Here is a 26,032-nt window from a genome sequence, read left to right as displayed (position 1 = left end):
GTAACCACATGAGGTTATTGCACACATCGGACTGGCACCTGGGCAGGTCCTTCCACGGGGTCGGCATGCTCGAGGCCCAACGCGGTTTTGTTGACCAGCTGGTGGCCTACGTCCAGGAGCAGTCCGTGGACGTTGTCCTGATCGCCGGGGACGTATACGACCGCGCCCTGCCCGGCGTCGATGTGGTGGGTCTGCTGGACGAGGCGCTGGTCCGGTTGACCCGCACCGGTGCGCAGGTGGTTCTGACCAGCGGCAACCATGATTCCGCGATCCGGCTGGGTTTCGCCTCGAAGTTGCTGGAGCGCGGCGGCGTGCACCTGCGGACACGGCTGGCGGAACTCGACCAGCCGGTGCTGCTTCCCCTGAACGGTGATTCTGCCGGTGTTGCCGCTGACGGAGCCGCTCCAGTGGTGGCCGTATACGGCATTCCTTGGCTGGAACCCCGTCTGGTGGCCGAGGCGCTGGGCGTTGAAACTGCCAGCCACTTCGAGGTGACGCGCGCCGCAACGGAACGGGTCCGGGCCGACGTCCTCAAACGCTCGGAAACCCGCACGGTGCACAGCGTGGTCCTGGCGCATACCTTTGCCAGTGGCGGGATCAGCTCGGACAGCGAGAGGGATCTGAGCATCGGGGGAGTGGGCGCGGTGCCGCTGGATCTTTTCGACGGATTCAGCTATACCGCCCTGGGCCACCTTCATGGCCGGCAATCCTTATCACCCCGGGTGCGCTATTCGGGCTCGCCCCTCGCGTACTCCTTTTCTGAGGCCAAACACACCAAGGGCGGCTGGCTGATCGACGTTGACGCCGACGGCGTTGCTGCCGTTCAGGAAGTTCGCTGGAAAGCTCCGCGGAAGCTGGCCGTGCTCCGGGGAAAGCTGGAAGATCTGCTCACTGCCGAGGAATTCGCCTGGGCTGAGGAAGCCTATTGCCAGGTCACCCTGACCGACGCTCAGCGTCCCGCCCAGGCCATGGAACGGTTCCGTGGACGCTTCCCTGACACGTTGGTGCTCGGGTTTGATCCTGAAGGCGCCCCCGCAACGTCGAAGACCAGCTACAGCAGCAGGCTCGCCGAGGCCGCGGACGATCTCGCCGTCTGCTGCGGCTTCCTGGAACATGTCCGCGGCCGCAGCGCCGATGACGCCGAACGTGGCGCTCTGGCGGAGGCACTGGAGGCCGTGCGGCTGGAAGGGGTGTCCCTGTGAGGATCCATCGACTCGAAATCTCCGCTTTCGGTCCGTTCGCAGGCACGGAGCGGATCGACTTTGACCGGCTCGGCGCCCACGGCCTGTTCCTGTTGAACGGAGCCACCGGCGCCGGGAAAACCAGCGTCCTGGATGCCATCTGCTTTGCTCTTTACGGGTCCGTCCCCGGTGCGCGCCAGGATGGAAAGCGCCTGCGCAGCGACCATGCGGTTCCCGCCGCGGAGCCCCGGGTCATCTGTGAATTCTCGGCACGCGGCCGCCGCTTTGAAGTGTCCCGGTCCCCGGCTTGGGACAAGCCCAGCGCGAGGGGCAAGAACGGTTTCACCGCGCAGCAGGCCAACACCCTTTTGCGGGAACGGGTGGACGGCGCCTGGGTCGAAAGATCGGGCCGAAACGACGAGGCAGGCGCCGAAATCACGGCCGTCCTCGGCATGGACCGGGAACAATTCACCCGGGTCGTTATGCTCCCGCAAGGTGATTTCGCCGCCTTCCTGCGATCCAAGGCATCCGACCGGCTGGAATTGCTCCAGCAACTCTTCGGCACCGAGCGCTTCGAAGCGGTGGAACAGGAGCTGGCACGGAAGGCCCAGGAGGCCCGCGCAGAGGTCACCAGCCTCAACGACAAACTAGCCGTGCTGCTGGCCCAGGCTGAGTCGGAAGCAGCCATGCTGGACATGGATCCGACTTCCCCGCGCCCGGAGGATGCCGATGCATTGCTTGAGTGGCTTCACGGCTCGGCGGAATCGGCTGCCGCGCGACTGCTTGCCGAATCAGAAGTAGCAGAACAATCACGGGCGGCACTGGCGCGCCAGCTCGAGGACGAGGCTGCGCGTGCGGCGCGGCAGCTGAAGCTGGCGGCCGCGGAAGGCCGCCGGGCTGACGCGGCGGCTGCGGCTCCTGCCCACCGGCAGAGCCTGGCGCAGCTCGACCAGCACCGCAAGGCCGAGGTCCTCGGCGGCCAGCTGCGCGCCGTGGAAACGGCGGAGGCTGCCGAGGCGCTTGCTGCCGGGGCGATGGAAAAGGCCTTCGATCTGCTGCGAACGGCTGCCCGAAAAGATCCCGAGCTCGCACACGTCGATCCGGGACATATCGACATCCCCGCCACGCTGCTGGGGTTGCGGTCATTGCGGGCTGTCATCGAGGCGCGTTTGCCCGACGAAGACCGCCTGACGGACGTCCTGGCCCGTGCCACGCGCCTCCAGCAAACCCGGGACAAGCTCCGGGCCGAGGAACTCTCCACGGCCGCGGTGGTCACTGCGCTGCGCGCCGAACTGGCCGCATTGGCGGCCGGGATCCAGCCCCTGGAAAGTCTCGCGTCCGAGGCCCAGCTGCGGGCCAAGGAAGCCGCCGCCGCCGAGGAGCTCGTGGACGTGGTTCGCCGCCACCGCTCCGCAGTCAGCTTGTGCACCGGGGCTGAAGAGCGTCACCGCCGTGCCCGCGGCGAGTATCTCGACCTCCGGCAGGGATGGCTTGATCTTCGTGAGGAACGCCTGGCCAACGCTGCCGCGGAACTCGCGGCCCAATTGACGCCGGGCGGGTCCTGCCCTGTCTGCGGAAGCGCCGAACATCCGGCACCAGCTCCGGCCGCATCAGTTGCCTTGAGCATTGCCGAGGCCGAACGGACGGCACAGGAGAGATGTGAAGCGGCCGAGAAAGCCTTGGCAGCGATCGAAGGTGAACTGCAGGCGGCCCGGCAGGAGGTTGCGGTATTGGCGGGCCAAGGCGGCGACGCTGATCCCGCGGAAGCCCGTCAAGAGGCGGCCGCGGCGAAGGACCGGGCATCCGAAACAGGCCGCGCTGTTGCTGAACTAGCCGCCGGCCGCGCCCGCAAGGAGCAGCTGGAGGAAGAGATCCAATCCGCGGAAGCTGCCCAGGCAGCCGCTGCCTCCGGCGCCCGGGAGACCCAGTCCACCATGGTGGAAGTCCAGGAACAAGCCGACAGCCTGGAAGCCGCCCTTGGCGAACTGCGGGCCGGGCATCCGAACCTGACGCGCCGGGCCGACGCCGTCACCGCCACCACAGCACTTCTTGAGCAAGCCCAGGAAGCGCAGATGTTGGCCGAACAATCGCAGTCGCGAACAGTTGAAGCCCGGCGCCAGCTACAGGAGGCGCTCCCCGCTGCGGGTTTCGAGTCGGCGCAGGCCGCCCGTGACGTGCTGTTGCCCGCGGCCGGGGCTGCCCGGCTCGAAAAGGAAATCCGAGCCCGGCAAGACGAAAACGCCAGGATCGATGAGCTGTTTGCCAGCGAAGACCTCGTGCTGGCTATGCAGGAGGTGGAAACCAGGGGACCGGTCCGGGAAGACGAGCTCGAGGCGGTTCGCAGTGATGCCGCGGCGGCCGAGAAAGCCGCCCGGGGGGTCGCCGTCGCAGCTGGCCTGGCCGCGAACTCCGCACGGACCCTGACCCGGATCTCGGCTGAGTACGCCGAACTGGCCGCTGCCGGGCGTGAACCACGTGAGCAGGCGGAACTGCTGGCCGCTGTTTCCGACGCCGCCCGCGGTGCCGGAGACAACAATTACAGGATGAGCCTGAACAGCTACGTCCTTGCCGCACGGCTCGAACAGGTGGCCGTTGCGGCTTCTGAACGACTGGTGGGTATGAGCGACGGCCGCTACGTGCTGCAGCACACCGATGCGAAAGCAGCGCGCGGGGCGAAGTCCGGCCTCGGTCTGGAGGTCGTTGACCAGTGGACCGGCCAGCGCCGTGACACCGCCACGCTGTCCGGTGGCGAATCCTTCATGGCCTCGCTTGCCCTTGCCCTCGGGCTGGCTGACGTCGTGCAGCAGGAATCCGGCGGCGTCGATATTGAAACGCTGTTTGTCGACGAGGGCTTTGGCAGCCTGGATGAGCAGGCCCTGGAGCAGGTCATGGATGCGCTGGAAGGCCTCCGCGCCGGTGGACGCATGGTGGGCCTGGTCAGCCACGTGGGCGAGATGAAGCAGCGAATCAATACGCAGCTCCAGGTGATTAAGGGACGCAACGGCTCCACGCTCCGCATTTCGGACGAGCTACCGGCGGCCTAGGCTTCGGCCCGCGGCAGCCCCCGTCGCCCCCTGACCCCCCAACCCCCAAGCCCAACCCCCAAGGATGCGCTATCACTTACGGCTGCTCTGAGGGTGCCAGAGCAGCCGTACGTGATAGCTCAACGGGGCTGGGTGAGCGGTGGGCCGTCGTGACTAGAGTTGCGCGCCCATCTTGAAGCCGCGTTCCTCGCCCGGTTCGCGCGTATAGGAGAAACCGTCCGCGCCCACCGTCACGGCCATTTCGCTCTTTTCCTCGCGGACGACGACCGGCTGAGGGTTGCCGTCCAGGTCCAGGACCAGCGAGGCGTTCTTGTACCAGGACGGGACCACGGGGTTGCCCCACCAGTCGCGGCGCTGGTTGTCATGGACGTCCCACGTGATGATGGGGTTGTCGGGGTCGCCCGTGTAGTAGTCCTGTGTGTAGATCTCGATCCGGTGGCCGTCGGGGTCCAGGATGTAGAGGTAAAAGGCGTTGGAGACGCCGTGCCGGCCGGGGCCGCGTTCGATCCGGTCCGAGATGCGCAGGGCGCCCATTTTGTCGCAGATCTGGATGATGTTGTGCTTCTCGTGGGTGGAGAAGGCGATGTGGTGCATCCGTGGGCCGTCTCCGCCGGTCAGGGCGGTGTCGTGCACGGTCTGCTTGCGGTGCAGCCACGCGGCATACGTCACGCCGTCGGAGTCCTTGATGTCCTCGGAAACCCGGAAGCCCAGGTCCTCAAGGTATTTCCGCCCGCGGGGCACGTCCGGGGTGACCTGGTTGAAGTGGTCCAGCCGGACCAGTTCCGCGGCGCTGTAAATGTCGTAGCGCTGGGTGAGTCGTTCCACGTGCTCCACGTCGTGGAAGAACTCGTAGGGGAAGCCCAGCGGGTCCTCCACGCGGACCGAATCGCCGATCCCGCGGGAGAACCCGTTCCGGCGCCGTTCCGTGCGGCAGCCCATTTCGCGGTAGTAGGCCTCGGCCTTGCCGACGTCCTCCGGGGTTCGTACCCGGTACGCGAAGGCGGCAGCGGCTGCCACGGGACCCTTACGGAGCACCAGATTATGGTGGATGAACTCCTCGAAGGAGCGCAGGTAGATAGCGTCCTGGTCCTCGTAGGTGACATGCAGGCCGAGCAGGTCCACGTAGAACGCGCGGGACGCCGCGAGGTCGGTGACTACAAGATCCATATAGGCGCAACGGACGATGTCCGGGGCCGGGGCGGTGGGGGTGATGATGTCATTGGCCATGTCTAACTCCTCATTGAGTGGTGGCTGTGGGCGGCCGGCCGGCCGCGGGTCCTAGCGCGGCGTCGCTGCGCCGAATTGCGGGGTGTGGACGGGGCCCAGGGTGATGTGGACGGCCTGCTGGTCGGTGTAGAAGTCGATGGAACGGTAGCCGCCCTCGTGGCCCAGCCCGGAGGCCTTGACGCCGCCGAACGGGGTGCGGAGATCGCGGACGTTGTGGCTGTTGAGCCAGACCATGCCCGCCTCGACGTTTTGGGAGAAATTGTGCGCGCGCGTCAGGTTCTGGGTCCAGATGTAGGCCGCGAGACCGTACTTCGTGTTGTTCGCGAGAGCCAGGGCCTCGGCGTCGGTTTCGAAGGGGGTGATCGCGACGACCGGGCCGAAGATCTCTTCCTGGAAGATCCGCGCCTCGGGGGCGACGTCGGCGAACACCGTGGGGGAGATGTAATTGCCCTCGGGCAGGTGGTCGGGGCGGCCGCCGCCGGCGAGGAGACGGCCTTCGGACTTGCCGATTTCCACGTACTTCGCCACCTTCTCGTAGTGCTCGGGGTGGACCAGCGCGCCGACCTCGGTCTTGGGGTCGTGCGGATCGCCCACCACGATGTTCCTGGCGCGGGCCGCGTACTTCTCGCAGAACTCGTCATAGATGCCGCGCTGGACCAGGACGCGGGAGCCGGCGGTGCAGCGCTCGCCGTTGAGGGAGAAAACGCCGAACAGGGTGGAGTCGATCGCGGCGTCGAGGTCGGCGTCGTCAAAGATCACCGCCGGGCTCTTTCCCCCCAGCTCCATTGAAAGGGCCTTGAGGTTCGCCGCGGCGTTGCGGAAGATGGTTTTGCCCGTGGTGGTTTCGCCGGTGAAGGAGATCAGCGGGACGTCCGGGTGCTTGACGAGGGCATCGCCGGCTTCCTCGCCGAGGCCGTTGACGAGGTTGAACACGCCGTCCGGGAGCCCTGCATCCTGGAAGATCTTGGCCCAGAGCGAGGCGGAGAGCGGCGTGAATTCGGCCGGCTTGAGGACCACGGTGTTGCCGGTGGCCAGCGCCGGGGCGAGCTTCCAGGACTCCAGCATAAACGGGGTGTTCCAGGGCGTGATGAGGCCGGCGACGCCGATCGGCTTGCGGTTGACGTAGTTGATCTGGGCGCCGGGGACCTTCATGGCGTCGTCGAACTGGGCCACGATCAGGTCCGCGAAGAAGCGGAAATTCTCGGCCGCGCGCAGCGCCTGGCCCTTGGCCTGGGTGATCGGCAGGCCGGTGTCGAAGGTCTCCAGCTGCGCCAGGCGGTGTTCCTGGGCCTCAACGGCGTCGGCCACTTTGTTCAGGACACGGGCGCGTTCGCGTGGCTTCATCTTCGGCCACGGTCCTGATGTGAAAGCCTTGCGCGCGGCGGCCACGGCGAGGTCGATGTCCTCCTTCTGGCCCGCGGCCGCAGTTGCGTAATTTTCGTTGGAGACCGGGTCCAGGACGTCGAACGTCCGGCCGCTGATGGAGTCCACGAACTCGCCGTTGATGTAGTGCCGGATGCGCGAGGGCAGGTTATCCGGGATGTAGTGCTCAGCCATGGGAGTGATCCTTTGCTTCTGCGGGGGTCTGCTGCGGCCTGGGGAAACTGTGGGGGGTCAGTCGGAAATCCGGAAGCCGTCCACCGGGGTCAGGTACTCCTGCCCGGCGTCAAGCAGCTCTTTGATCTTCTTGAGCCCGGCTTCGGTGGGTGTGATCAGTGGCGGCCGGACGTGGTCGGAGGCAATCAGCCCGGCCTGAGCCATGACCCACTTGCCCGGCGCCGGGTTGGTCTCCACAAACAGCAGGTCCACCAGCGGGTGCACGCCGTAATGGATCTTTCGGGCAGACTCGAAGTCCCCCTCGATCCAGGCTTTGTACATCTCTGCGGAGGCTTTCGGCGCGATGTTGGCCAGCGCGGAGATGAAACCGACGCCGCCGATCGCCATCAGGGGAAGGCACAGCAGTTCGATGCCGGACCAGACCAGCAGGTCCGGGCCCGACAGGTGCATCACGCGGGAGAAGTGTTCGAAGTCCTTGGTGGTCTCTTTGATCCCCACGATGTTCTCGAAATCGTGGAACAGCCGGGCCACGGTTTCCGGCGCCATGTCCACCGCGGTGCGGGACGGCACGTTGTAGATCACCAAGGGCATGTGCGGGAATTCCGTGGCGACCGTGGCGTACCAGCGGTAGAGCGCTTCCTGGGTGGGGCGGGAGTAGTAAGGGGTGATGATCATGGCGGCGTCGGCGCCGGCGTCGACGGCGGCCTGGGTCAGTTCCAGGGTTTCGGGCAGTTTCGCTGTGCCGGTGCCGGCCATGAACGGCACCCGGTCTCCGATCGCTTCCGCTGTGATCTTGATGGCGGCGGCCCGTTCATCCACGGACTGGGCGCTGGGTTCGCCGGTTGAGCCTCCGATGGTGATGCCGGAAGAGCCGCTGGCGATCTGCCATTCGACCATGTTGCGCAGGCCTGCGTGGTCCACGTCGCCGGAAACGGTGAACGGGGTGAACATGGCGGCGAGCGAGCCCTTGAGATGTTGCCGGGGATCGGAACGGAACTTCATTGTTTCTTCCTTATCGTTCGGGGGAATGGGCGGCCGCCGCGTCGCGGCCGCTGTGGGCAAGGTAGGCGTCCAGCGTTGCCGCGCGGTGCGCGCGGGCAGCACGTTCGACGTCGTCCGGCGGCGCGCCGTTCTCCAGCAGCAGCAGCAGTTCCTCATGCTCCGCCACGGACTCCCGGGCGCGCCCGGGCACGTAACTGAAGGTGGAGGCCCGAAGGGCCTGCAGCCGGTTCCAGCCGCGGTGGACCAGGTCCAGGATGTGCGGATTGGGGCAGCGTTCGAACAGCACTCCGTGAAACTCACGGTTCAAGCTGGTGAAGCGCACGGGATCGAAGTCGTCCAGGCATTCGCGCATCCGCGCGTTCACGCTCCGGGCCCGCTGGATGTCGGCGGCGGTGATCCACGGCGCGGCCAGGGCGGTGGCGGCCCCTTCCACGATGCTCAGGGTCTGCATGGTGTAGAGGTACTCCGTGGGTTCGATGCCTGCCACGGTGGCCCCGACGTTACGTTCAAACACCACGAACCGCTCGGCCTCGAGGCGGCGGATGGCCTCCCGGACCGGGACCACACTGACGCCGAGGTCCTCCGCTATCTTCGCCAGGACCAGGCGGTAGCCGGGGGAGTACCCACCGCTGAGGATGCGCTCCTTGATGGCGTTGTAGGCCTGCTCGGATTTGCTGACACCGGCATCGACACTCACAGGGCGTCCGTTCCCTGAGCGGGTTCCTGAGCATCCGGTTCGCGCGTCGCTGACCTGGCCGCAAAGGCTCGGCTCTCCGGCTCGCGGGCCGAGGACCATTCGCGGTACTTCGCCCGCCACTGCGCGTTCATCGGGTAGAGGCCGTCCACGCTGTGTCCGGCGGCGACCATCTCGGCGATGAACGCCTCCTCGGCCTCCTGGACAAGCGCGTCGTCCGCCACCTCCTCCGCCAGCGCCGGCGGAATGACCAGGATGCCGTCCGCGTCGGCCACAATGATGTCCCCAGGCTGAACAGTGGCCCCGCCGCAGGAGATGGTGAGGTCCACGTCCCACGGGATATGGCGCCGGCCCAGCACGGCCGGATGGGCGTTGGAAAAATAGGTGGGCAGGTCAAGGGCGGCCACGGCGGTCAGGTCCCGGACGCCGCCGTCGGTGATGATCGCCTCCGCCCGGTTCACCTGGGCCCGCAGAGCCAGGATGTCGCCCAGGGTCCCGGTCCCCTTTTCGCCCCGGGCCTCCATTACCAGGATTTCGCCTTCCCGGAGCGAATCGATGGCCCGTTTCTGGGCGTTGAAGCCGCCGCCGTGGGTCTTGAAGAGATCCTCGCGGTTGGGCACATACCGCAGGGTGCGGGCCAGCCCCACCACCTTGCGCTGCGGCCGGGTGGACTGCAGGCCGTCGATGCTGACGTTGTCCAGGCCACGCTTGCGCAGCTGGGCGCTGAGGGTAGCCGTGGCCACCGCGGCGAGCTTCGCCTTGAGCTCAGGGGCGAGAAACCCCTCCGGCCCGGCGGCGGGACGGGCATCCGGCGTCGTGCCGTAAGCCTCAGCCCGCTGGGCGTCGTCCGCCCGCGGCTGGGCGCCGTAGTCCGCGAACCGCACCGATCCCTGCGTCACCGTAGTGGCAAGCCGGCCGGAGCTCAGGTCCGTGCCCGGAACGTCGACCTCGACCTCCATGAGGTCCCCTGGCCCGGCAACCGAGGCGCCTGCGGGAGTTCCGGTCAGGATGATGTCCCCGGGCTCGAGGGTGATGAGCTGGGAGAGATCGGCCACAAGCCGGGAGAACGGGAAGAGCAGCGTGTCCGTGGTGTCCTCCTGCGCCAGCCGTCCGTTGATCCAGGTCCGGACCCGGAGCCCGCCCGGCTCCACGTCATCGGCTGGGATGAGGCCCGGGCCCACTGGGGTGAACCCGTCGCCGCCTTTGGAGCGGAGGTTGGATCCCTTGTCCGCGTACCGGAGATCGTAGACGCCCAGATCGTTGGCGGCCGTCACGTACCCCACGTGGTTCCAGGCCTGGTCCGGAGTCACGCGCCGCGCCGTGGTGCCGATGATGAGTGCCACTTCGCCTTCGAAGCCGAGCAGCTCGCAGCCGGCCGGGCGCTCCACTGATCCGCCGCCCGGGCTCAATGACGTGGAGGGTTTGAGAAAGTAGGAGGGCTGCTCCGGGGTGCGCCCGCGTTGCGCGGCGCGGCTTGGATAATTGAGGTGCACCGCGATGACCTTGCCGGCGGCGCCCAGGGCTTCCTGCGAGAGTTCGTTCATCGCATCCTCCTCATTGAGTATGAAATCGTATACGAAACAAGGTCCCTGAGAACCGCGGCTTTGTCAAGGCCCCGGTTCTCAGGGCGGTCCGGGCAGGGCCCCGGCGCAGGCTCCCGGTCCGGGCGGACGGCTAGTCGGACGGTTTAGAGCAGCTGCTTCTCGATCCGGGCGGCGCTCGCGGTGAGCGCGGCCGCCACCTCGGCCGGATCCTGCGAGGATCGGATGTAGACGACGGCGACTGCCGCCGGACGGCCACCCGGCACGGCAATCGGGGCCGCAAGGGAGGAAACCCCCGCAATGACCTCGTCATGGCTGGCCGCGTAGCCCCGCAACCGGGCGGCGGCGGCCTCGGGGCGGTATGGGACCCCGGGTGCCAGCCGCGTCCATTCCTCCTCGGTCAGCGCGGACTGGATGGCGATGCCCGGTGCCCCGGCGCTGATGGGGTGCCGGGAGCCGGGGTGCTGCACCACTGTAGCGGCGGAATGCCGGGGCTCCACGGTGACCAGCGTGATGCAGTCCTGATGATCCCAGACGGCGATGAAGGCGGTCATGTTCAGCGTGTTTGCGAGCTGGGTGAGTTCCGGCAGGGACGCTGTTTGGAGGTTGCGGGAGACCCCCCGGGCCAAGACGGCCAAGCCGGGCCCGGGCTGGACCCGGCCGCCGTCGTCGCGCACCAGCAACGAGTGATCCTCCAGCGTGCGCAGGATGCGGTAGGCCACGGACCGGTGCACGCCCATGGAGTCGGCGAGCTCGGCGATGGTCAGCGGACGCTCGGCCTCGGCGAGAATCTCCAGTGCGCGGATGCCCCTGGAGAGCGTCTGCGAAGGGGAAGCCTGGGTGGTCGCAACCCGTGCGGCGCTGGCGGTTGGGTTCATGGTGTCCATCCTAGGCCGGACGCCGTGGCGTATCCGGAAAGGTCTTGTGCGGAGCCTCACATTGGGCTAGCGTTCTATATGGGAACTACGTGTTCAACTATAGAACTTTGCAGTAATGAACACTAGCCCGGAATTTGCAAGGCCTGAGGGCCAGCCCGCAACCAAAGGGATCAATGATGATTGCCAAGCCCGGGGCAGAAGCGGTTCCGGAAGTCCGCAGCCGGACCTCCGCACCACGAGCCCATCATTTCCGCGGCAGCCTCGGCAGGTTCGCCACCGGCGTCGCGATCGTGACGTTCGACGGTGCCACAAAGCGCCACGGCATCACCGTCAATTCGTTTACTTCGGTCTCCATGGAGCCGCCCCTGGTGCTGGTCAGCATTGCACGGTCCACGAAGGCCCACGACGAACTGGCGGGCCGTCCGTTCACCGTGAACATCCTCGGCGCCGAACAGCGGCAGCTCGCCCTGCATTTTGCCGGCCGCCCGGGGGCCGAGCCGCGGTGGGTTGAAGGGGCAACGGCTCCCCGCCTTGCCAACGTCCTCGCCTATTTTGAATGCAAGCCATGGGCGGCGTACGACGGCGGCGACCACACGCTCTATATCGGCGAGGTGGTGGATTTCAACTACCGCAACGGCGACGCCCTGGCATTTGCCAACAGCACCTTCACCACCATCCCGGAGAGCCAGCTGGGCATGGAAGACCTCCTCTAAGCCCCGCTTCACCGCAAGCCATCAACGGTTCAACACCCACAGCTCAATGACGACTGGAGAAACAACAATGGGCATCCGCACCGGACAGCAGTACCTGGACAAACTCAACGCCATGTCGCCGCACGTGGTGATCGACGGCGAGGTTGTCAGCGAAAAGATCGCCGAGCACCCCGCGTTCCGAAACGTGGCCCGTTCCTACGCCAAGCTTTTCGACATGCAGCACGATCCCCAGTACCAGGAGGCGCTGACCTACACTTCACCCACCACCGGTGACCTGGTCAACGCCTCCTTCCTGGTGCCCAGGACTATCGAGGACCTGGAGCGGCGCCGCAGGGCCATCTCCACGTGGGCGGAGTCCTCCAACGGCTTCCTGGGCCGCTCCGGGGACTACATGAACTCCTCCCTGACGGCCCTCGCCACGGCCGAGAAGTGGTTCTCGCAGGCCGACCCCAAATTTGCCGAGAACATCCGTAACTATTACGAGTGGGCAAGGGAAAACGATGTCCTGGCCACGCACACCCTGATCCCGCCGCAGGTCAACCGCTCAGTGTCCGGCTCCGAGCAACTCGGCGGCCAGCTCTCGGCCCGGATTGTCGAGGAGCGCGAGGACGGCATCGTGATCAGCGGAGCACGCATGCTGGCCACCATTGCCCCGATTGCGGACGAACTGCTCGTCTTCCCCTCCACAGTGCTTCGCGGCACGCCGGAGGACGCCCCCTATTCCTACGCCTTCGCGATCCCGAACGACGCCCCAGGGCTGCGTTACCTCTGCCGCACCTCGCTGTACAACGGCGGAAGCACGCACGACGAGCCGCTGGCCTCCCGCTACGAGGAAATGGATGCGGTGGCGATTTTCGACAACGTGTTTGTTCCGAGCGAACGGATCTTTATGCTCGGCAATCCCCAGCTGTGCAACTCCTTCTACTCCGAGACCGGCGCCGGGGCACTGATGACCCACCAGGTGGTCACCCGCACCATCGCCAAGAGCGAGTTCTTCCTGGGCCTGGCCTCCGAGCTGGCCGAGTCGATCGGCATCGACGGCTTCCAGCACATCCAGGAGGATATCGCCGAACTCATTGTGGACGTCGAGATCGGCAAGGCGCTGGTCCGCGCCTCCGAAGTCGACGCCACGCTCAACGACGCCGGCGTGATGCTGCCCAAGTGGAGCACCCTGAACGCGGCCAGGAACTGGTATCCGAAGGTCGCCCAGCGGTTCCCGCAGATCATCCGCAAGTTCTCGGCGTCGGGCCTCATGGCGCTGCCGGGCGAGGCCGATGTCAACAGCGAGGCCCGGGCCGACATCGAAATGTACCTGCAGGGCAAGACCCTGACCGGCCCCGAGCGTGTCCGGCTCTTCAAGCTGGCGTTCGACGCCTCGATCTCCGGCTTCTCGGGCCGCCAGTCACTCTACGAGTACTTTTTCTTTGGGGACCCCGTCCGTATGGCCGGCGCGATGGTGAACAGCTACGACCGCGGCCCCGTGCGGGCCCGGGTGCGGGAGTTCCTGAACCGCGAGGACTAAAGGCTGAGTAGATCCGCCAGCCGGCGGGGGCTTTTGCCGTCCTTCGGGGCGGCGAAAGCCGTCTCAGAACGAAACAGTGCCCTTTGTCACACTTTCGTAGTATCCTTCTTACCAACTGACCGTTCGATCAGTAAATCACCGCCTTTCGTCTTCGGTAGAAATACTGCCCCAGCCAGGAGTTCCAATGACCGCAACTTCCTCCGTCGATTCCGAGACGGGCCCCAGCAGCAAGCACGAAGAACGCAAGGTCCTCGCGGGGACGCTGGTCGGCACCACCATCGAGTGGTACGACTTTTTCATTTTTGCCCAACTGACAGCAACGCTGCTGTCCCCGCTCTTCCTCACACCCCTTCAGGCCTCGAACCCCGGCCTGGCGCAGATCCTGTCCTTCGCCCTGATCGGCATCAGCTTCCTCTTCCGTCCGCTGGGCGCCGTCATCGCCGGACATCTCGGCGACCGGCTTGGCCGCAAGGCAATGCTGGTGCTCACCCTCGTGATGATGGGCGCCGCCACCGCCCTGATCGGTATGCTGCCCACCTACTCCCAGATCGGCGTCTGGGCTCCAATCCTCCTCATCACGCTCCGGGTGATCCAGGGCTTCTCGGCCGGTGGCGAATGGGGCGGAGCCGCCCTGATGGCGGTGGAGCACGCTCCCATGAGCAAGCGCGGCCTGTTCGGCGCCTACCCCCAGATCGGTGTCCCGGTTGGCATGATCCTGGCCACGGGGCTGCTTTACGTCCTCAACACCGGAATGTCCAAGGAGGACTTCGGGTCATGGGGCTGGCGCGTTCCGTTCCTGCTTTCCATCGTGCTGATCGTGGTGGGATACCTGATCCGCCGTGCCGTGGCCGAGAGCCCGGTCTTCAAGGAGATGGTGGACCGCAAGGAACACGCCAAGGCGCCCCTTGGCCAGTTGATCAAGTTCCACAAAAAGTCGGTGCTGTACTCAACGCTCATCTTCATCGGCAACAACGCCGCCGGCTACCTGCTGATCGCGTTCTTCATCTCCTATGCCACCAAGTCCTTGAAGATGCCGGTGGCGGAAATCCTGCTCGCAACCACCCTGGCATCCTTCGGCTGGCTGATCTTCACCCTGGTGGGCGGCTGGCTCTCGGACAAGATCGGCCGGGTCAAGACCTTCCTGGCCGGCTACGCGATCATCTTCGCCTGGATGATCCCGATGTTCGCCCTCATCGATACCAGGAACATCGTGCTGTACGGTGTGGCGCTGTTCGTCCTGACCGTCGGCCTGGGCCTGTCCTACGGCCCCATGTCCGCCATGTACGCCGAGATGTTCCCGGCCAACGTCCGCTACTCGGGCATCTCGATCGGCTACGCCTTCGGCGCCATCCTCGGCGGCGCCTTCGCTGCCACCATCGCTGAATCGCTGCTGCAGAGCACCAAGTGGACCGGTTCCATCGGTATCTACATCATGATCCTGTGCGTCATTTCCTCCGTTGGCGTGGTGCTGGCAAAGGAAACCAAGGGCCGCCCCTTGGGCGTAGCCCTCCACACGCCGGCGCACACGGCCGCGGACTCCGGCGGCCAAAGCCGGAGCCAGGAGTTCACTGCCTGATCCACTTCACTAGCGCTGCCGGGGCGAGTCGGCCCCGGCAGCGCGAAGCATCCCGACGACGTCCCGGTCCCCGAGCTGGTTGAAGTTCCGGTAGTAGCTGCCCACCGCGTTGAAATTGCCCGGCAGGTGCAGGCTCAGCACGGAATCGGCCACGCGGGAGATCGAGGTGTGCGCCTCCAGCGAGGCGACCGGGACTGCAACCACCACTGCGGCGGCTCCGGCGCCGCGGACCGCCTCCACCGCCGCGCGCATGGTGGCTCCGGTGGCCAGTCCGTCGTCCACCAGCACCACCGTCCGTCCGTGGAGATCATGGCGGAGCGCCGGGTACGACCCCGCCCGCCGCAGCAGTTCCCTACGTTCGCGGCTCTCCACCTGATCCAGCAGTTCCTGGCCGATTCCGTATTCGCGCATCCGGGGAAGAAGCGGCCTGTTCAGAATTCGCACGATTCTCTCCGTCGGCGGTGCATCCGTTGCCGGCGGAGGGGCCAGGGCCAGGGCGCCGTAGGCGGTTTCCTCATGGCCGGGAATGCCCAGCTTCCGGACCAATAAGGCACCGAGGGGCAGGTGCAGGGCAGCCGCCACTGCCGCTGCTACCGGAATACCGCCACGTGCCAGGCCAAGAACCACGGTGTCCGGGCGCTCCCTGAACTGCGGGAGTGCCGCCGCGAGCCGCCGTCCGGCGTCTTCGCGGTCGTTATAACGCATGGGCGTCAAACGCCGAGGAACTCGGCGGCCGCCTGCTTGAACGTCCGGCTGGTGATCACATTGGTGTGGTTCCGCCCCGGAATCAGGAGTTGCTCCACGAGCGCCCCGGACTTCGCCCCCAGCGCGGCCAGATCCGGCATGGTTGCGGCTCGGTCGTCCTTCTCTCCTGCCACCAACAGCATGGGCATGTGCGGGATGGCTTCGGCGGGATCGAAAGGCTCGCCCTTGATGGCCTCCACGAGGGACAGCAGCGCGAATATGTTGTTGCTGGGAAGACCCTGGGCCATCTTCAGCAACCGGGCCGTCGACTCGTCCGCTATGGGGGTGCCGTCTGCCAAGTACCGTTGCGCCGCCACTAGGTCGAACTCCGCGAGCGGGTCCGCCACATTGGGGCCGCCCAGCACCAGGCGGTGGACCAGCTCAGGCTGGGTGGCGCCGAATTCCCAGGCAAGCCGTGATCCCAGGGAGTAGCCCACCACATCCAGGCCGCTGGCAGGGTCGCCGTCGCGCAGCGGGCGGACTCCGGCGTCGAACGCTATTTGCAACAGGTCCGCACGGATCCGGCTGGGGGAGTAGGAGTCTCTGTCCTCGGGGGCGCCGCTGCGGCCGTGGCCGGGCAGGTCCACCGTAATGACGCGTCGGCCGGCTTCGAGCAGCGCGGTCAGCCAGCCGGTGTCTGCCCAGTTGAGTTTGGCGGACGAGGCGAACCCGTGGAGCAACAGGACCGGCCGCAGCCCGGTGTCGGACTCCGGTTCGTGCACCTCCACGTACAGCTGGGGGTCCGTGCCCTCCACGGTGTGGTGGTGCTGCTCGCCGGTGTGCCTGCCGCTCATGGTGTCAGTCCTCATCAAGTACGGCGCTCAGGCGGACCCGGCGCTTCGGTGCCTCTTCTTTCGGGACCGTGCCTACAATGCCGGCGGTGTCATCCGGCACTTCAAACACAATCAGGGGCTCGCCGACGTTGATCTTGTCGCCGGGCCCGCCGTGGATACGCACCACTTTACCTGCCTGCGGGCTGGGCAGTTCAACAGCGGATTTGGTGGTTTCCACTTCGACGAGCGGTTGGTTTCGCTCCACCTGGTCGCCGGGCGAAACCAGCCATTCCAGCACTGTTGCCTCGATCAGCCCTTCGCCAAGATCCGGGAGCGGGAAGGAAATTTCAGCCACGTCGGTACTCCAATACCCGCTGGATCCCAAAGAGGATCCGGTCAATGTTGGGGATGTATTCGTCCTCAAGATCACCCGAGGGGTAGGGGACGTCGAAGCCGGTGATCCGTTCCACCGGCGCCTTGAGGGTGTCAAAGCAGTGTTGGGTGATCAGCTGCGCCACCTCGGCGCCAAGCCCGGAAGTCAGTGGCGCCTCATGGACGACGACGGCGCGGCGCGTCTTCCGCACGGACGCTGCCAGGGCTTCCGCGTCGATGGGCTTGAGCCAGCGCAGGTCCAGAACTTCGACGTCGATGCCGTCCTCTGCGGCGAGTTCGGCCACCTGGAGGCACCGGGCCACCATGGCGCCCCACGCGACGAGCGTGATGTGCCGGCCCGCACGCATGACCTTGGCGCCGGAGGGGGAGCCGGCCCCGTTCACGTCGACCTCGCCCTTTTGCCAGTACCGGGACTTCGGCTCCATGAAGATCACCGGGTCCGGCCGGGTCGCGGCGTGCTTCAGCAGATGGTAGGCCTCGTGCGGGTTCGACGGCGAGACCACCTTCAGGCCGGGGACGTGCGCGAACAGCGCCTCGAGGCTTTCGCCGTGGTGTTCCGGGGCGCGGAGCCCGCCGAAGCTGGGGACGCGCAAGGTGATGGGCATGGGCAGAGTGCCCCGGCTGCGGTAATTCATCCGGGCGATCTGGCAGACGATCTGATTGATGGCCGGGTAGGCGAAGCCGTCGAACTGGACCTCCGGGATGGGGTGGAACCCGGCCATCGCGAGGCCCACAGACATGCCCAGGATGCCGGACTCGGCCAAAGGCGTATCGAACACGCGGTCGGCGCCGTACTTCGCCTGCAGCCCGTCCGTGATGCGGAAGACGCCGCCCAGCCGCCCGCAGTCCTCACCAAAGACCAGTGCTTTCGGGTTCTCGGCCAGCACCTCGCCGAGCGCCCGGTTTAGTGCCTGCTGCATGGACATCACCACGCTGGTTTCGGTGCCACGGCCGGTCCCTGCACCGGTGTTCTCGCCGGCGGTGCTTGCGCTTTCAAGGATCGAGTTAGACATGTTCGGACTCCTCGCGCCAGCTGGCGGCCTGGGCCCGCAACGCCGGGGTGGTTTCCTGGAAGACCAGATCGAACATTTCGGCGCCTGGGCGCGGGCCGAGGGCCTGGATGCCGGTGCGGATTTGTTCCTCCTCGGCCCTGGCGGCGGCCGCGGCGTTCTTGAAGAACTGTTCGTCGGCAATACCGTCGGCCAGCAGGCGCTGCCGGAAGCGGTCCAACGGGTCTGCGCCGGCGTCCGCCCGTTCGGCATCGAGGCTCCGGTAGCGGCCCGGGTCATCGGAGGTGGAATGCGGTCCGCGGCGGTAGGTCATGGCTTCGATGAGCACGGGACCGTTTCCGGACCTGCAGTGCGCAAGGGCACGCCGGGTCGATTGGAAGACTGCGACGACGTCGTTCCCGTCTATCCGGAGCGCCGGCATACCGTAGCCGGCCGCCCGCGCGGCCACCGAGCCCCCAGCCACCTGACGCTCGGTGGGGACAGAGATGGCCCACCCGTTGTTTTGGACGAAGAACACCACGGGCGCATTCATGACGGCGGCGAAGTTCATCGCCTCATGGATGTCCCCCTGCGAGGACGCGCCGTCGCCGAAGTAGGTGAGGGCGGCGCCGAGATCGCTGTTGCCGTTGGCAGAGAGCGTCTGGCCGTGAGCCCAGCCGACCGCGTGCAGGACGGACCCGGCGACGACCGCCTGGATCGGGGCAAGCCTGGACTTTAGGGGGTCATAGAGTCCGCCGTGCCAGGTGGCCTTGTGTGTTGACATGTAGGCCACCATGTCCACGCCCATGGCACGTGCCACGCCCATCTCCCGATAGGTGGGGAACACGAAATCGCGGGATATATCCACGGCGTAGCCGCTGCCCACCTGGGCGGCCTCCTGGCCAAGCTCGGGGGCATAGCCGGGGATGATGCCCTGGCGCTGCCACACGACCGCCGAGGTATCGAGGTGACGCACGGCCGCCATCAGCGAATAGAGCTCACGCAATTGCTCGGAGGTTGGCGGCCCGGGCTCCGGAGCGTTCAGTGGCCGGGGCTCCGACGATGGCAATGGGTCCATAGCTGTGACCCTAGTCACCGGCGCCGGGCCCGGCAATCGGTCCAGGGATCACTGGCCAGATTGCCGAAGAGTGCCATGCGTTCACGTGTATCGCATAGCAAGTTGTATCACTGCGCGGCGTCGGGTCCGCCGCCCATCCCACCCAACTGAGTCGCATTTGATGTCGTTATGAGCCCCCATAACGACATCAAATGCGAGTTAGTTGGGGTTGTTTCCGGCCCGCGCGGAGACCCTCGCGCCAATCCAGCAGGCGGCCGCAATGGCAGCGATCAGGAGAATGGTGCTGACCAGCTGCCTGCTGCTGTCCGCGCTGCTGAACCCGACGGCGAAAATCAGGGCCAGGAGGACGAGCCCAAAGATGGTCAGGCCCGGGAAGCCTTTCATGCGCAATGGCAGCACGGTGCCGTCGCGGTCCGCCCGGCGGCGCAGGATCAGCTGTGAAACCAGGGCCGATCCCCAGACCATGAGGCACGTGGAGCCCACAAGCTGGAAGAGGGCCGGGAGGATCTTTTCCGGGAAGAGGAGTTCCAGCACCGTCGCGAGGAATCCGAACGCCACGGAAATGCCCACGGCCACCATGGGGACCTTGGAGCGGTTGAGCCGGGTCAGGATCCCCGGCGCCTCGCCGCGTTCAGCCAGCGAGTAGATCATCCGGGACGCCCCGTAGAGGTTGGCGTTCAGGGCAGACAGCAGGGCGATGACGGCAACAAGGGTGATGGCGGCACCCGCTCCCGGGATCCGGGCCGCGTCCAGCACCCCGGCGAAGGGCGAGGCCAGGGCCGCGGAGGTGGAAGGGAGAACGGCCGCAATGACGAACACGGAGCCGATGTAGAACACCAGGATTCGCCACACCACGGTGCGGATGGCCTTGGTCACGCTGTGGCTCGGGTTCTCGGTTTCCGCCGCTGCCACGCTGACGATTTCTGTTCCGCCAAAGGCGAAGATCACCACAAACAGGGCGGTGGCGATGCCGCCGAGCCCTGCCGGTGCAAAGTCGGAGGTGAAGTTGCTGAGACCGGGGGAGGGAACCTCGGGAAGCAGCCCTAGAAGGAGCGCCGCCCCGACGGCCAGGAAAAGCAGTATTGCCACTACCTTCAGGATGGCGAACCAGAACTCGAACTCGCCGAAGTTGCTCACGCCGGCGAGGTTGATCGCCGTGAAGAGCACCATAAAGACCAGTGCCAGTGCCCAGACGGGAATGACCGGCCAGACGGTGAAGAGGAGGCCTGCCGCGCCCAGGGCCTCGGCTGCGATCACCACCACGAGCTGCAGCCACCAGAGCCAGCCCACCGTGGCTCCGGCGGTCCGGCCCATTGCCTTCTCCGCGTAGACCGAGAACGCGCCGCTGTTCGGATTTGCGGCGGCCATTTCGCCCAGGGCCCACATCACCAGGATGATCAGGGTTCCGGCAACGAGGTAAGAGATTAGTACGGCCGGCCCGGCGGCCTTCACCCCCGCCCCCGAGCCGAGAAACAGGCCGGCGCCGATGGCGCTCCCGAGGCCCATCATGGTCAGTTGTCGGGGCTTCATGCTGTGGCCAAGGTGTGTGGCCGGACGCTCTGCGGTGGACTTCATCGTCATGCTTGCGAACCTTCTTGTGGTCGGTGTTGGGGGTCCTTGTGGGACATCTTGAATTTACCGTCCCGGAAGGGATCATCAGTGCACCATGCGTGAGAGCATGGGGGCAGTTTGTGGGGATTTTTCCGGAAGGTGCGACTGTTTGTGCCTCCTCGCTGGACCAGGAAGGAAATTCGGTGAAGGTTGACGCCGTGGATGCAAAAATTGTCCGATTCTTTACGGACTCGCCCAGGGCATCGGTGCTGGAGGCGTCCAGGGTCCTGAAGATCGCCAGGGCGACTGTTCAGTCCAGGCTGGACCGTATGATCGGCGCCGGTGTCATCGGCTCGTGGGTGCCCCAGCCGGATCCGGCCTGCTTCGGCTACCCCGTGGTGGCGTTCTGTTCGCTCACCATCAACCAGGACCTGGGCCACGACGCCGTTGTGGCGGCGCTGGCGCGCATCCCGGAACTGATCGAGATTCACACGGTCTCCGGCAGTTCGGATCTTATGGCCAGGATCGCGGCGCGCTCCAACCCGGATCTGCAGCGTGTGCTGGACGCCATGATCGCCACAAAGACCATCCTCCGATCCTCCTCGGTCATTGTGCTCAACACCCATTTCCAGGGGCGCACCCTCCCGCTGTTGGAGGCCGCGGCGGAGACCGCTGTGTAACGCGAAACATTTTGTCTCCGCGGCCCGCGGTCGTACCATTAGTTCTAGTCAAAGTGACTATAACTAATTCCTTCTGCGGGCCGGGCGCAGGATGGATGCGATCCGGGGCCGGGAAGGGGATCATCGTGTACACCAGCTCAGCCAACGTTGCTGAACGTCAACTGGCGCCGCCGTCGCTGGCGATCTCCACGGTGATCTTCGCCCTCCGTCCCAGCGAGCGGTCCGGACGTCCCACGTTGTGGCTTCCGCTGGTCCGACGCATCCGCGAGCCTTTCAAGGGCCTGTGGGCATTGCCCGGCGGCCCGCTGAGCCATTCCGAATCCCTGCAGGACGCGGCATCCAGGAATCTTCAGGAGACCACCGGGCTCACCCCGAAATACCTGGAGCAGCTTTACGCGTTCGGCGGCCTGCACAGGTCCCCAAGCCAGCGTGTGGTGTCCATTGTCTACTGGGCCCTGGTCCAGCCAACCGAAGCCGCGCTCGCTGACGAATCCGAAAATGTCCGGTGGTTCCGGGCCGACCGGCTCGGAGAGCTTGCCTTCGACCACAACGCGATTGTCGACTACGCCCTCGGGCGCCTGCGCAACAAACTGGCCTACGGCTCGGTGGCCTACCACCTGCTTGGCGAGTACTTCACCCTGGCCCAGGTCCGCGAGGTGTACGAGGCCGTCCTGGACCGCGAGCTGGAGCCCGCGAACTTCCGGCGCCAGCTCAAGGCCACCCCCGAAATTGAGGAAACCGGTCAATACCTGCAGGGCGGCAAACACCGCCCTCCCCGTCTCTACCGCTTCACCGGCCGCCCAGGCCTCGACCCAGATAACAGGAGCACACCATGAGCAGCGTCAATACGGCAATTCAGCTGATCACGCGCGAACAGGCCGAGCAGAAGACGCTGGGCCTTGCCGCCGGCGCAGCGGCCACCTGCAGCCCGGCGCTGGCCCGCGGACCCTGGGATTACGATCTGGCCGAAGCCCTCACCGGAGTCCCCGCCTATGGTCCGGGTGCGTCCAGTGCCGACGTCGCCCCGGCCGCCACCCCCCGCCAGGGGCAGCTGCCGGAGGAGTACAAGCGTGCCACCGACGAAGAGCTGGATGCCCGGATCCGTGCGGCCAAGGCCACGCTCGGCGACCGCGCAGTCATCCTGGGGCACTTCTACCAGCGCGACGAGGTCATCGAGTACGCCGATTTCGTGGGCGACTCCTTCCAGCTGGCCAACGCGGCGCTGACCCGGCCCGACGCCGAGGCCATCATCTTCTGCGGCGTGCACTTCATGGCCGAGACGGCGGACATCCTGTCCAGGCCCGATCAGGCCGTGATCCTGCCCAACCTCGCGGCGGGGTGTTCCATGGCAGACATGGCTGACATCGATTCCGTCACCGAATGCTGGGAACAACTGGAGGAGATCTTCGGAACAGAGCCCGACGCCGACGGCCGGGTCCCCGTCATCCCGGTCACCTATATGAATTCCTCCGCAGCGCTGAAGGGCTTCTGCGGGGAGCACGGCGGAATCGTCTGCACCTCATCGAACGCGGCCACCGTGCTCGAATGGGCCTTCCAGCGCGGCCAGCGGGTCCTGTTCTTTCCCGACCAGCACCTGGGCCGCAACACCGCGAAGGCCATGGGGGTGCCCCAGGAGCAAATGCCCATGTGGAACCCGCGCAAGGACCTCGGCGGCAACGACGAACAGAGCCTCCTGGATTCCCGCGTGATCCTCTGGCACGGCTTCTGCTCGGTCCACAAGCGCTTCAACGTTGGCCAGATCGAGAAAGCCCGCACCGAGTTCCCCGGCGTGCAGGTCATCGTGCACCCCGAGTGCCCCATGGAGGTGGTGGACGCCGCGGATTCGGCAGGATCCACGGACTTCATCAGGAAGGCGATCGCCGCGGCCACGGAACCCACCACTTTCGCCATCGGCACCGAGATCAACATGGTGAACCGGCTCGCCGCCGAATACCCGCAGCACACCATTTTCTGCCTGGACCCGGTGATCTGCCCCTGCTCCACCATGTACCGGATCCATCCGGGCTACCTCGCGTGGGTGCTGGAGGCCCTGGTGAACGGCGAGGTCCAGAACCGGATCACCGTGGCCGGTGATGTCGCGGCTCCGGCCCGCGTGGCGCTGGAACGGATGCTGGCGGCGCGGCCATGACCACGCCCCGCGTGACGGCGGCGGCTCGGGAGGACGCCCTGCGCGAGAATCCTGCGCAGGAACTCCGTGCGGGGGACGACACAGTCCGCCGGCTAGTGGTGGTGGGCAGCGGCGTCGCCGGACTGTATGCCGCCCTGCTGGCGGCGGATGCCGCGGCCAGCGGGCACCTTCCGGGGGATGCGGCGCCGGTCGAGGTGGTGCTCCTGAGCAAGGGCGCGCTGGAGCAGAGCAACACCTTCTACGCGCAGGGCGGGGTATCGGCCGTCCTGGAACCTGGCGAGGCGGTGCCGGGCGATTCCGTTGCCGCCCACATCGCCGATACCCTGGCGGCCGGAGCAGGCCTGAACGATCCTGAGGCCGTCCGCGTTCTCTGCACCGAAGCAGTCAGGGACATCGCCGGGCTGCGGCGCTTCGGCGTCCAGTTCGACACGGATTCGCAGGGCAACACCGCGCTGGGCCTGGAGGCGGCGCATTCGGCTCCCCGCATCCTGCACTCCGGGGGCGACGCCACGGGGGCCCGGATTGCCCGCGGCCTGATTGCCTCCGTCCTGGAACGGGCCGTCGCGGGACGGCTCCGGCTCGAAACAGGGGCTTTCGTCACCGCGCTGACCACCTCGGACGGGCGGGTGAGAGGGGTGCGCTACCTCCAGCACGGCGAACTGAAGTCCCTGGACGCCGCCGGCGTGCTGCTTGCCACCGGGGGCGCTGGCCGCATCTTTGCCCGCACCAGTAATCCCTCAGTGGCCACCGCGGACGGGCTTGCCCTCGCGTGGCGGGCCGGGGCCGAGGTCAGGGACCTCGAGTTTTTCCAGTTCCATCCCACCACCATGGCCATGACCGAAACGGCTGGCGGACCGCCGCCGCTGCTGGTGTCCGAGGCTGTCCGCGGCGAAGGCGCGGTGCTGCTGGACGCCCAAGGCCAACGCTTTATGCCCGATTACCACCCGGACGCCGAGCTGGCCCCCCGCGACGTCGTCTCCCGCAGCATTGCGCTGCATCTGGCAAAGACGGGCGCTCCCGCGGACAGCCCGGTTTTCCTGGATGCGCGAGGGATTGAGGCGGCAAGGGGCGCAGGCTTCCTGGCCCGCCGCTTCCCCACCATCAGTGCCGCCACGAAAGCCTCGGGCTATGACTGGACCGCCGAGCCGCTTCCCGTCTCGCCGGCAGCCCACTACTGGATGGGAGGAGTGTCCACGGACCTCAACGGCCGGACCACCGTGCCCGGCCTGTACGCTGCCGGCGAGGTGGCCCGCACCGGGGCCCAGGGCGCCAATCGGCTCGCCAGCAACTCGCTGCTCGAAGGGCTGGTTTTCGGGCGGCGCGCCGTTGAGTCCTTCCTTGGTGAGACGTCGAGCGACCGGGCCGGGGCGCCGTGCGGCGCTGTTCCTCAGCGTGCTGTCCCGGCCGCTGGCGGCCTCCCCCCGGCGCACGCTTCCGGAACAGCCTCGAACGACGGCGGGCAGTCAGCCTTGGGTGCCGCTCCGAAAACCTCAGCGGCTGCCCCCGAAGGTGTTGTTATGACTGTGCTTGGTTCCCGGCCGTTTTCCCGGGACGCTCTGGGGCGGCTGATGACTAGTGCTGCCGGGGTGCTGCGCACGGGTCCTGAACTCCATGCGGCGGCCTTGCAACTGGCTGAGTGGACCGGGTCCATCAGTGCCACTGAGCCTCGGGACCCGCGCGAGCATGAGGACCGCAACCTGCTTCTGGCCGCACGGCTGCTCGTGGATGCCGCCCGGAACCGGGTGGTATCGGTCGGCGCCCATTACCGGGCCGATACGGATCCCGCGTCCGCCCCCACCCATTCCATGCAAAGGATTTCCTCATGACAACCACCACCCAGGAGACGCCGGCCCCGACCCGCGTCGAGCTCGCCGGAAGCCTCCCCGAAACCGCCGTGCTGAACATCCTGCGGGCCGCGCTCGCCGAGGACGCCCCGTACGGCGACATCACATCCCAGGTCCTCATCCCCGCGCAGGCGCGGGCGACGGCGGTGCTGGCCGCCCGGGTGCCCGGCGTCTTCAGCGGAGGTGCTGTTTTTGCCGCCGCCATGCGCCTCACCGACCCGGCCGCCGTCGTTGATGTCCTGGTGCCCGATGGCCAGCCCTTCGCCGCCGGCACCCCGCTGGCGAGGGTCACCGGCAATGCCCGGGCGGTCTTGTTGGCCGAGCGCGTTGCGTTGAACCTCGTGCAGCGGATGAGTGCCATTGCCACCCGGACAGCCGAGTTCGTTGACCTGGTCCAGGGCACGAAGGCGCGGATCACCGATACCCGGAAGACGACGCCGGGGTTGCGCATCCTGGAGCGTTACGCCGTGCGCTGCGGCGGCGGGGCCAATCACCGGTTCAGCCTTTCCGACGCCGTGCTGGCCAAGGACAACCACCTTGCCGTGATTACCGGGGGAGATCCCGCCAAGCTGACAGCGATCCTGCGGCAGGCCAAAGCCCAGCTGGGCCACACCACCCACTTCGAGGTGGAGGTGGACAGCATGGATCAGATCGAACCGGTGCTCGCGGCTGGAGTGGACACCATCATGCTGGATAATTTCACGGCGAACCAGCTGCTGGCAGGGGTGGCCCTGGTCAACGGACGCGCGCGGGTGGAAGCCAGCGGCAACGTCAATCTCCACACAGTTGCGGGCATCGCCGCCACCGGTGTGGACGTGATCTCCATCGGCGGTCTCACGCACAGCGTGGTGGCGCTGGACCTGGGCCTGGACATGGAACTGACGGTCGGCTGAGAC

General features: G+C 66.6%; 22 protein-coding genes. 10 read left to right on the top strand and 12 right to left on the bottom strand.

Features of this window, described 5'->3' with window-relative positions; translation table 11 throughout:
* Window positions 1-8: 8 nt before the first annotated feature.
* Together ACP4XC_RS16005 and ACP4XC_RS16000 are read left to right on the top strand one after the other, a co-directional pair.
* A complete protein-coding gene (locus tag ACP4XC_RS16005) occupies window positions 9-1,202 on the top strand; it encodes an exonuclease SbcCD subunit D (protein ID WP_427171346.1) in 1,194 nt (397 codons plus the stop codon).
* Complete coding sequence (locus tag ACP4XC_RS16000) at window positions 1,199-4,225, top strand: AAA family ATPase (RefSeq protein WP_427171344.1); 3,027 nt, start codon at window positions 1,199-1,201, stop codon at window positions 4,223-4,225. Before ACP4XC_RS16005 ends, ACP4XC_RS16000 begins: the two co-directional genes overlap by 4 nt.
* A 153-nt stretch (window positions 4,226-4,378) precedes the next feature.
* Here the strand turns inward: ACP4XC_RS16000 and hpaD are convergent, their stop codons facing one another.
* The 6 genes from hpaD to ACP4XC_RS15970 all read right to left on the bottom strand — a co-directional run bounded on the left by hpaD (window position 4,379) and on the right by ACP4XC_RS15970 (window position 11,124).
* Entirely contained in the window at window positions 4,379-5,452 is a 1,074-nt protein-coding gene (gene hpaD, locus ACP4XC_RS15995; RefSeq protein ID WP_427171342.1) for a 3,4-dihydroxyphenylacetate 2,3-dioxygenase, read from the bottom strand.
* A gap of 51 nt (window positions 5,453-5,503) precedes the next feature.
* Window positions 5,504-7,009 carry a 5-carboxymethyl-2-hydroxymuconate semialdehyde dehydrogenase gene (gene hpaE / locus ACP4XC_RS15990; protein ID WP_427171340.1) on the bottom strand — a complete coding sequence of 502 codons (1,506 nt, stop codon included), beginning with the start codon at window positions 7,007-7,009 and terminating at the stop codon, window positions 5,504-5,506.
* 57 nt (window positions 7,010-7,066) lie between these two features.
* The gene (gene dapA, locus ACP4XC_RS15985) at window positions 7,067-8,011 is read right to left on the bottom strand and encodes a 4-hydroxy-tetrahydrodipicolinate synthase (RefSeq protein ID WP_427171338.1); all 945 of its coding nucleotides are present in this window, start codon (window positions 8,009-8,011) and stop codon (window positions 7,067-7,069) included.
* A 10-nt stretch (window positions 8,012-8,021) separates the two neighbouring features.
* Window positions 8,022-8,708, bottom strand: a complete 687-nt coding sequence (locus tag ACP4XC_RS15980; RefSeq protein WP_427171336.1) for a GntR family transcriptional regulator — start codon at window positions 8,706-8,708, stop codon at window positions 8,022-8,024.
* Window positions 8,705-10,249 (bottom strand): fumarylacetoacetate hydrolase family protein, encoded by a 1,545-nt coding sequence (locus ACP4XC_RS15975; RefSeq protein ID WP_427171334.1) that lies wholly within the window; start codon window positions 10,247-10,249, stop codon window positions 8,705-8,707. Before ACP4XC_RS15975 ends, ACP4XC_RS15980 begins: the two co-directional genes overlap by 4 nt.
* A 143-nt stretch (window positions 10,250-10,392) precedes the next feature.
* Window positions 10,393-11,124 (bottom strand): IclR family transcriptional regulator, encoded by a 732-nt coding sequence (locus ACP4XC_RS15970; RefSeq protein WP_427171332.1) that lies wholly within the window; start codon window positions 11,122-11,124, stop codon window positions 10,393-10,395.
* A gap of 173 nt (window positions 11,125-11,297) precedes the next feature.
* On the opposite strand from ACP4XC_RS15970, the gene ACP4XC_RS15965 reads away from it, so the two are divergent.
* The 3 genes from ACP4XC_RS15965 to ACP4XC_RS15955 all read left to right on the top strand — a co-directional run bounded on the left by ACP4XC_RS15965 (window position 11,298) and on the right by ACP4XC_RS15955 (window position 14,935).
* On the top strand, window positions 11,298-11,837 hold the full coding sequence (locus tag ACP4XC_RS15965; protein ID WP_427171330.1) for a flavin reductase family protein: 540 nt from the start codon (window positions 11,298-11,300) through the stop codon (window positions 11,835-11,837).
* A gap of 67 nt (window positions 11,838-11,904) precedes the next feature.
* A complete protein-coding gene (gene hpaB, locus ACP4XC_RS15960) occupies window positions 11,905-13,359 on the top strand; it encodes a 4-hydroxyphenylacetate 3-monooxygenase, oxygenase component (protein WP_427175133.1) in 1,455 nt (484 codons plus the stop codon).
* 184 nt (window positions 13,360-13,543) lie between these two features.
* Window positions 13,544-14,935: an MFS transporter gene (locus ACP4XC_RS15955; RefSeq protein ID WP_427171328.1), complete on the top strand. Its 1,392-nt coding sequence runs from the start codon at window positions 13,544-13,546 to the stop codon at window positions 14,933-14,935.
* 9 nt (window positions 14,936-14,944) lie between these two features.
* Here the strand turns inward: ACP4XC_RS15955 and ACP4XC_RS15950 are convergent, their stop codons facing one another.
* The 6 genes from ACP4XC_RS15950 to ACP4XC_RS15925 form a co-directional block, all read right to left on the bottom strand.
* Window positions 14,945-15,640: a phosphoribosyltransferase gene (locus tag ACP4XC_RS15950; protein ID WP_427171326.1), complete on the bottom strand. Its 696-nt coding sequence runs from the start codon at window positions 15,638-15,640 to the stop codon at window positions 14,945-14,947.
* Window positions 15,641-15,645: 5 nt separating this feature from the next.
* Window positions 15,646-16,473 carry an alpha/beta fold hydrolase gene (locus ACP4XC_RS15945; RefSeq protein ID WP_427171324.1) on the bottom strand — a complete coding sequence of 276 codons (828 nt, stop codon included), beginning with the start codon at window positions 16,471-16,473 and terminating at the stop codon, window positions 15,646-15,648.
* A gap of 4 nt (window positions 16,474-16,477) precedes the next feature.
* Window positions 16,478-16,807 (bottom strand): biotin/lipoyl-containing protein, encoded by a 330-nt coding sequence (locus tag ACP4XC_RS15940; protein WP_427171322.1) that lies wholly within the window; start codon window positions 16,805-16,807, stop codon window positions 16,478-16,480.
* The gene (locus ACP4XC_RS15935) at window positions 16,800-17,858 is read right to left on the bottom strand and encodes an alpha-ketoacid dehydrogenase subunit beta (protein WP_427171320.1); all 1,059 of its coding nucleotides are present in this window, start codon (window positions 17,856-17,858) and stop codon (window positions 16,800-16,802) included. Before ACP4XC_RS15935 ends, ACP4XC_RS15940 begins: the two co-directional genes overlap by 8 nt.
* Complete coding sequence (locus ACP4XC_RS15930; RefSeq protein WP_427171318.1) at window positions 17,851-18,912, bottom strand: thiamine pyrophosphate-dependent enzyme; 1,062 nt, start codon at window positions 18,910-18,912, stop codon at window positions 17,851-17,853. The genes ACP4XC_RS15935 and ACP4XC_RS15930 overlap by 8 nt, the downstream gene beginning before the upstream one ends.
* Window positions 18,913-19,110: 198 nt before the next feature.
* Window positions 19,111-20,493 (bottom strand): amino acid permease, encoded by a 1,383-nt coding sequence (locus tag ACP4XC_RS15925; protein ID WP_427171316.1) that lies wholly within the window; start codon window positions 20,491-20,493, stop codon window positions 19,111-19,113.
* A gap of 173 nt (window positions 20,494-20,666) precedes the next feature.
* On the opposite strand from ACP4XC_RS15925, the gene ACP4XC_RS15920 reads away from it, so the two are divergent.
* The 5 genes from ACP4XC_RS15920 (at window position 20,667) to nadC (ending at window position 26,029) form a co-directional block, all read left to right on the top strand.
* Window positions 20,667-21,143 (top strand): Lrp/AsnC family transcriptional regulator, encoded by a 477-nt coding sequence (locus ACP4XC_RS15920; RefSeq protein ID WP_427171314.1) that lies wholly within the window; start codon window positions 20,667-20,669, stop codon window positions 21,141-21,143.
* A 95-nt stretch (window positions 21,144-21,238) separates the two neighbouring features.
* Window positions 21,239-21,979 carry an NUDIX hydrolase gene (locus ACP4XC_RS15915; RefSeq protein ID WP_427175132.1) on the top strand — a complete coding sequence of 247 codons (741 nt, stop codon included), beginning with the start codon at window positions 21,239-21,241 and terminating at the stop codon, window positions 21,977-21,979.
* The gene (gene nadA / locus ACP4XC_RS15910; RefSeq protein WP_427171312.1) at window positions 21,976-23,292 is read left to right on the top strand and encodes a quinolinate synthase NadA; all 1,317 of its coding nucleotides are present in this window, start codon (window positions 21,976-21,978) and stop codon (window positions 23,290-23,292) included. Before ACP4XC_RS15915 ends, nadA begins: the two co-directional genes overlap by 4 nt.
* A complete protein-coding gene (locus ACP4XC_RS15905; RefSeq protein ID WP_427171310.1) occupies window positions 23,289-25,118 on the top strand; it encodes an L-aspartate oxidase in 1,830 nt (609 codons plus the stop codon). The genes nadA and ACP4XC_RS15905 overlap by 4 nt, the downstream gene beginning before the upstream one ends.
* On the top strand, window positions 25,115-26,029 hold the full coding sequence (gene nadC, locus ACP4XC_RS15900; RefSeq protein WP_427171308.1) for a carboxylating nicotinate-nucleotide diphosphorylase: 915 nt from the start codon (window positions 25,115-25,117) through the stop codon (window positions 26,027-26,029). The genes ACP4XC_RS15905 and nadC overlap by 4 nt, the downstream gene beginning before the upstream one ends.
* Window positions 26,030-26,032 lie beyond the last annotated feature (3 nt).

This window comes from Arthrobacter sp. 92, assembly GCF_050260325.1.
Lineage (GTDB): Bacteria > Actinomycetota > Actinomycetes > Actinomycetales > Micrococcaceae > Arthrobacter.
This window is presented reverse-complemented; position numbering and strand designations above follow the sequence as displayed.

Bases quoted from the DNA above. Each gene is read 5' to 3' on its own strand.
- ACP4XC_RS16005 (WP_427171346.1), top strand. From the start codon at position 9: ATGAGGTTATTGCACACATCGGACTGGCACCTGGGCAGGTCCTTCCAC.
- hpaD (WP_427171342.1), bottom strand. From the start codon at position 5,452: ATGGCCAATGACATCATCACCCCCACCGCCCCGGCCCCGGACATCGTC.
- hpaE (WP_427171340.1), bottom strand. From the start codon at position 7,009: ATGGCTGAGCACTACATCCCGGATAACCTGCCCTCGCGCATCCGGCAC.
- dapA (WP_427171338.1), bottom strand. From the start codon at position 8,011: ATGAAGTTCCGTTCCGATCCCCGGCAACATCTCAAGGGCTCGCTCGCC.
- ACP4XC_RS15975 (WP_427171334.1), bottom strand. From the start codon at position 10,249: ATGAACGAACTCTCGCAGGAAGCCCTGGGCGCCGCCGGCAAGGTCATC.
- ACP4XC_RS15970 (WP_427171332.1), bottom strand. From the start codon at position 11,124: ATGAACCCAACCGCCAGCGCCGCACGGGTTGCGACCACCCAGGCTTCC.
- ACP4XC_RS15965 (WP_427171330.1), top strand. From the start codon at position 11,298: ATGATGATTGCCAAGCCCGGGGCAGAAGCGGTTCCGGAAGTCCGCAGC.
- hpaB (WP_427175133.1), top strand. From the start codon at position 11,905: ATGGGCATCCGCACCGGACAGCAGTACCTGGACAAACTCAACGCCATG.
- ACP4XC_RS15955 (WP_427171328.1), top strand. From the start codon at position 13,544: ATGACCGCAACTTCCTCCGTCGATTCCGAGACGGGCCCCAGCAGCAAG.
- ACP4XC_RS15950 (WP_427171326.1), bottom strand. From the start codon at position 15,640: ATGCGTTATAACGACCGCGAAGACGCCGGACGGCGGCTCGCGGCGGCA.
- ACP4XC_RS15945 (WP_427171324.1), bottom strand. From the start codon at position 16,473: ATGAGCGGCAGGCACACCGGCGAGCAGCACCACCACACCGTGGAGGGC.
- ACP4XC_RS15935 (WP_427171320.1), bottom strand. From the start codon at position 17,858: ATGTCTAACTCGATCCTTGAAAGCGCAAGCACCGCCGGCGAGAACACC.
- ACP4XC_RS15930 (WP_427171318.1), bottom strand. From the start codon at position 18,912: ATGGACCCATTGCCATCGTCGGAGCCCCGGCCACTGAACGCTCCGGAG.
- ACP4XC_RS15925 (WP_427171316.1), bottom strand. From the start codon at position 20,493: ATGACGATGAAGTCCACCGCAGAGCGTCCGGCCACACACCTTGGCCAC.
- ACP4XC_RS15915 (WP_427175132.1), top strand. From the start codon at position 21,239: ATGCGATCCGGGGCCGGGAAGGGGATCATCGTGTACACCAGCTCAGCC.
- nadA (WP_427171312.1), top strand. From the start codon at position 21,976: ATGAGCAGCGTCAATACGGCAATTCAGCTGATCACGCGCGAACAGGCC.
- ACP4XC_RS15905 (WP_427171310.1), top strand. From the start codon at position 23,289: ATGACCACGCCCCGCGTGACGGCGGCGGCTCGGGAGGACGCCCTGCGC.
- nadC (WP_427171308.1), top strand. From the start codon at position 25,115: ATGACAACCACCACCCAGGAGACGCCGGCCCCGACCCGCGTCGAGCTC.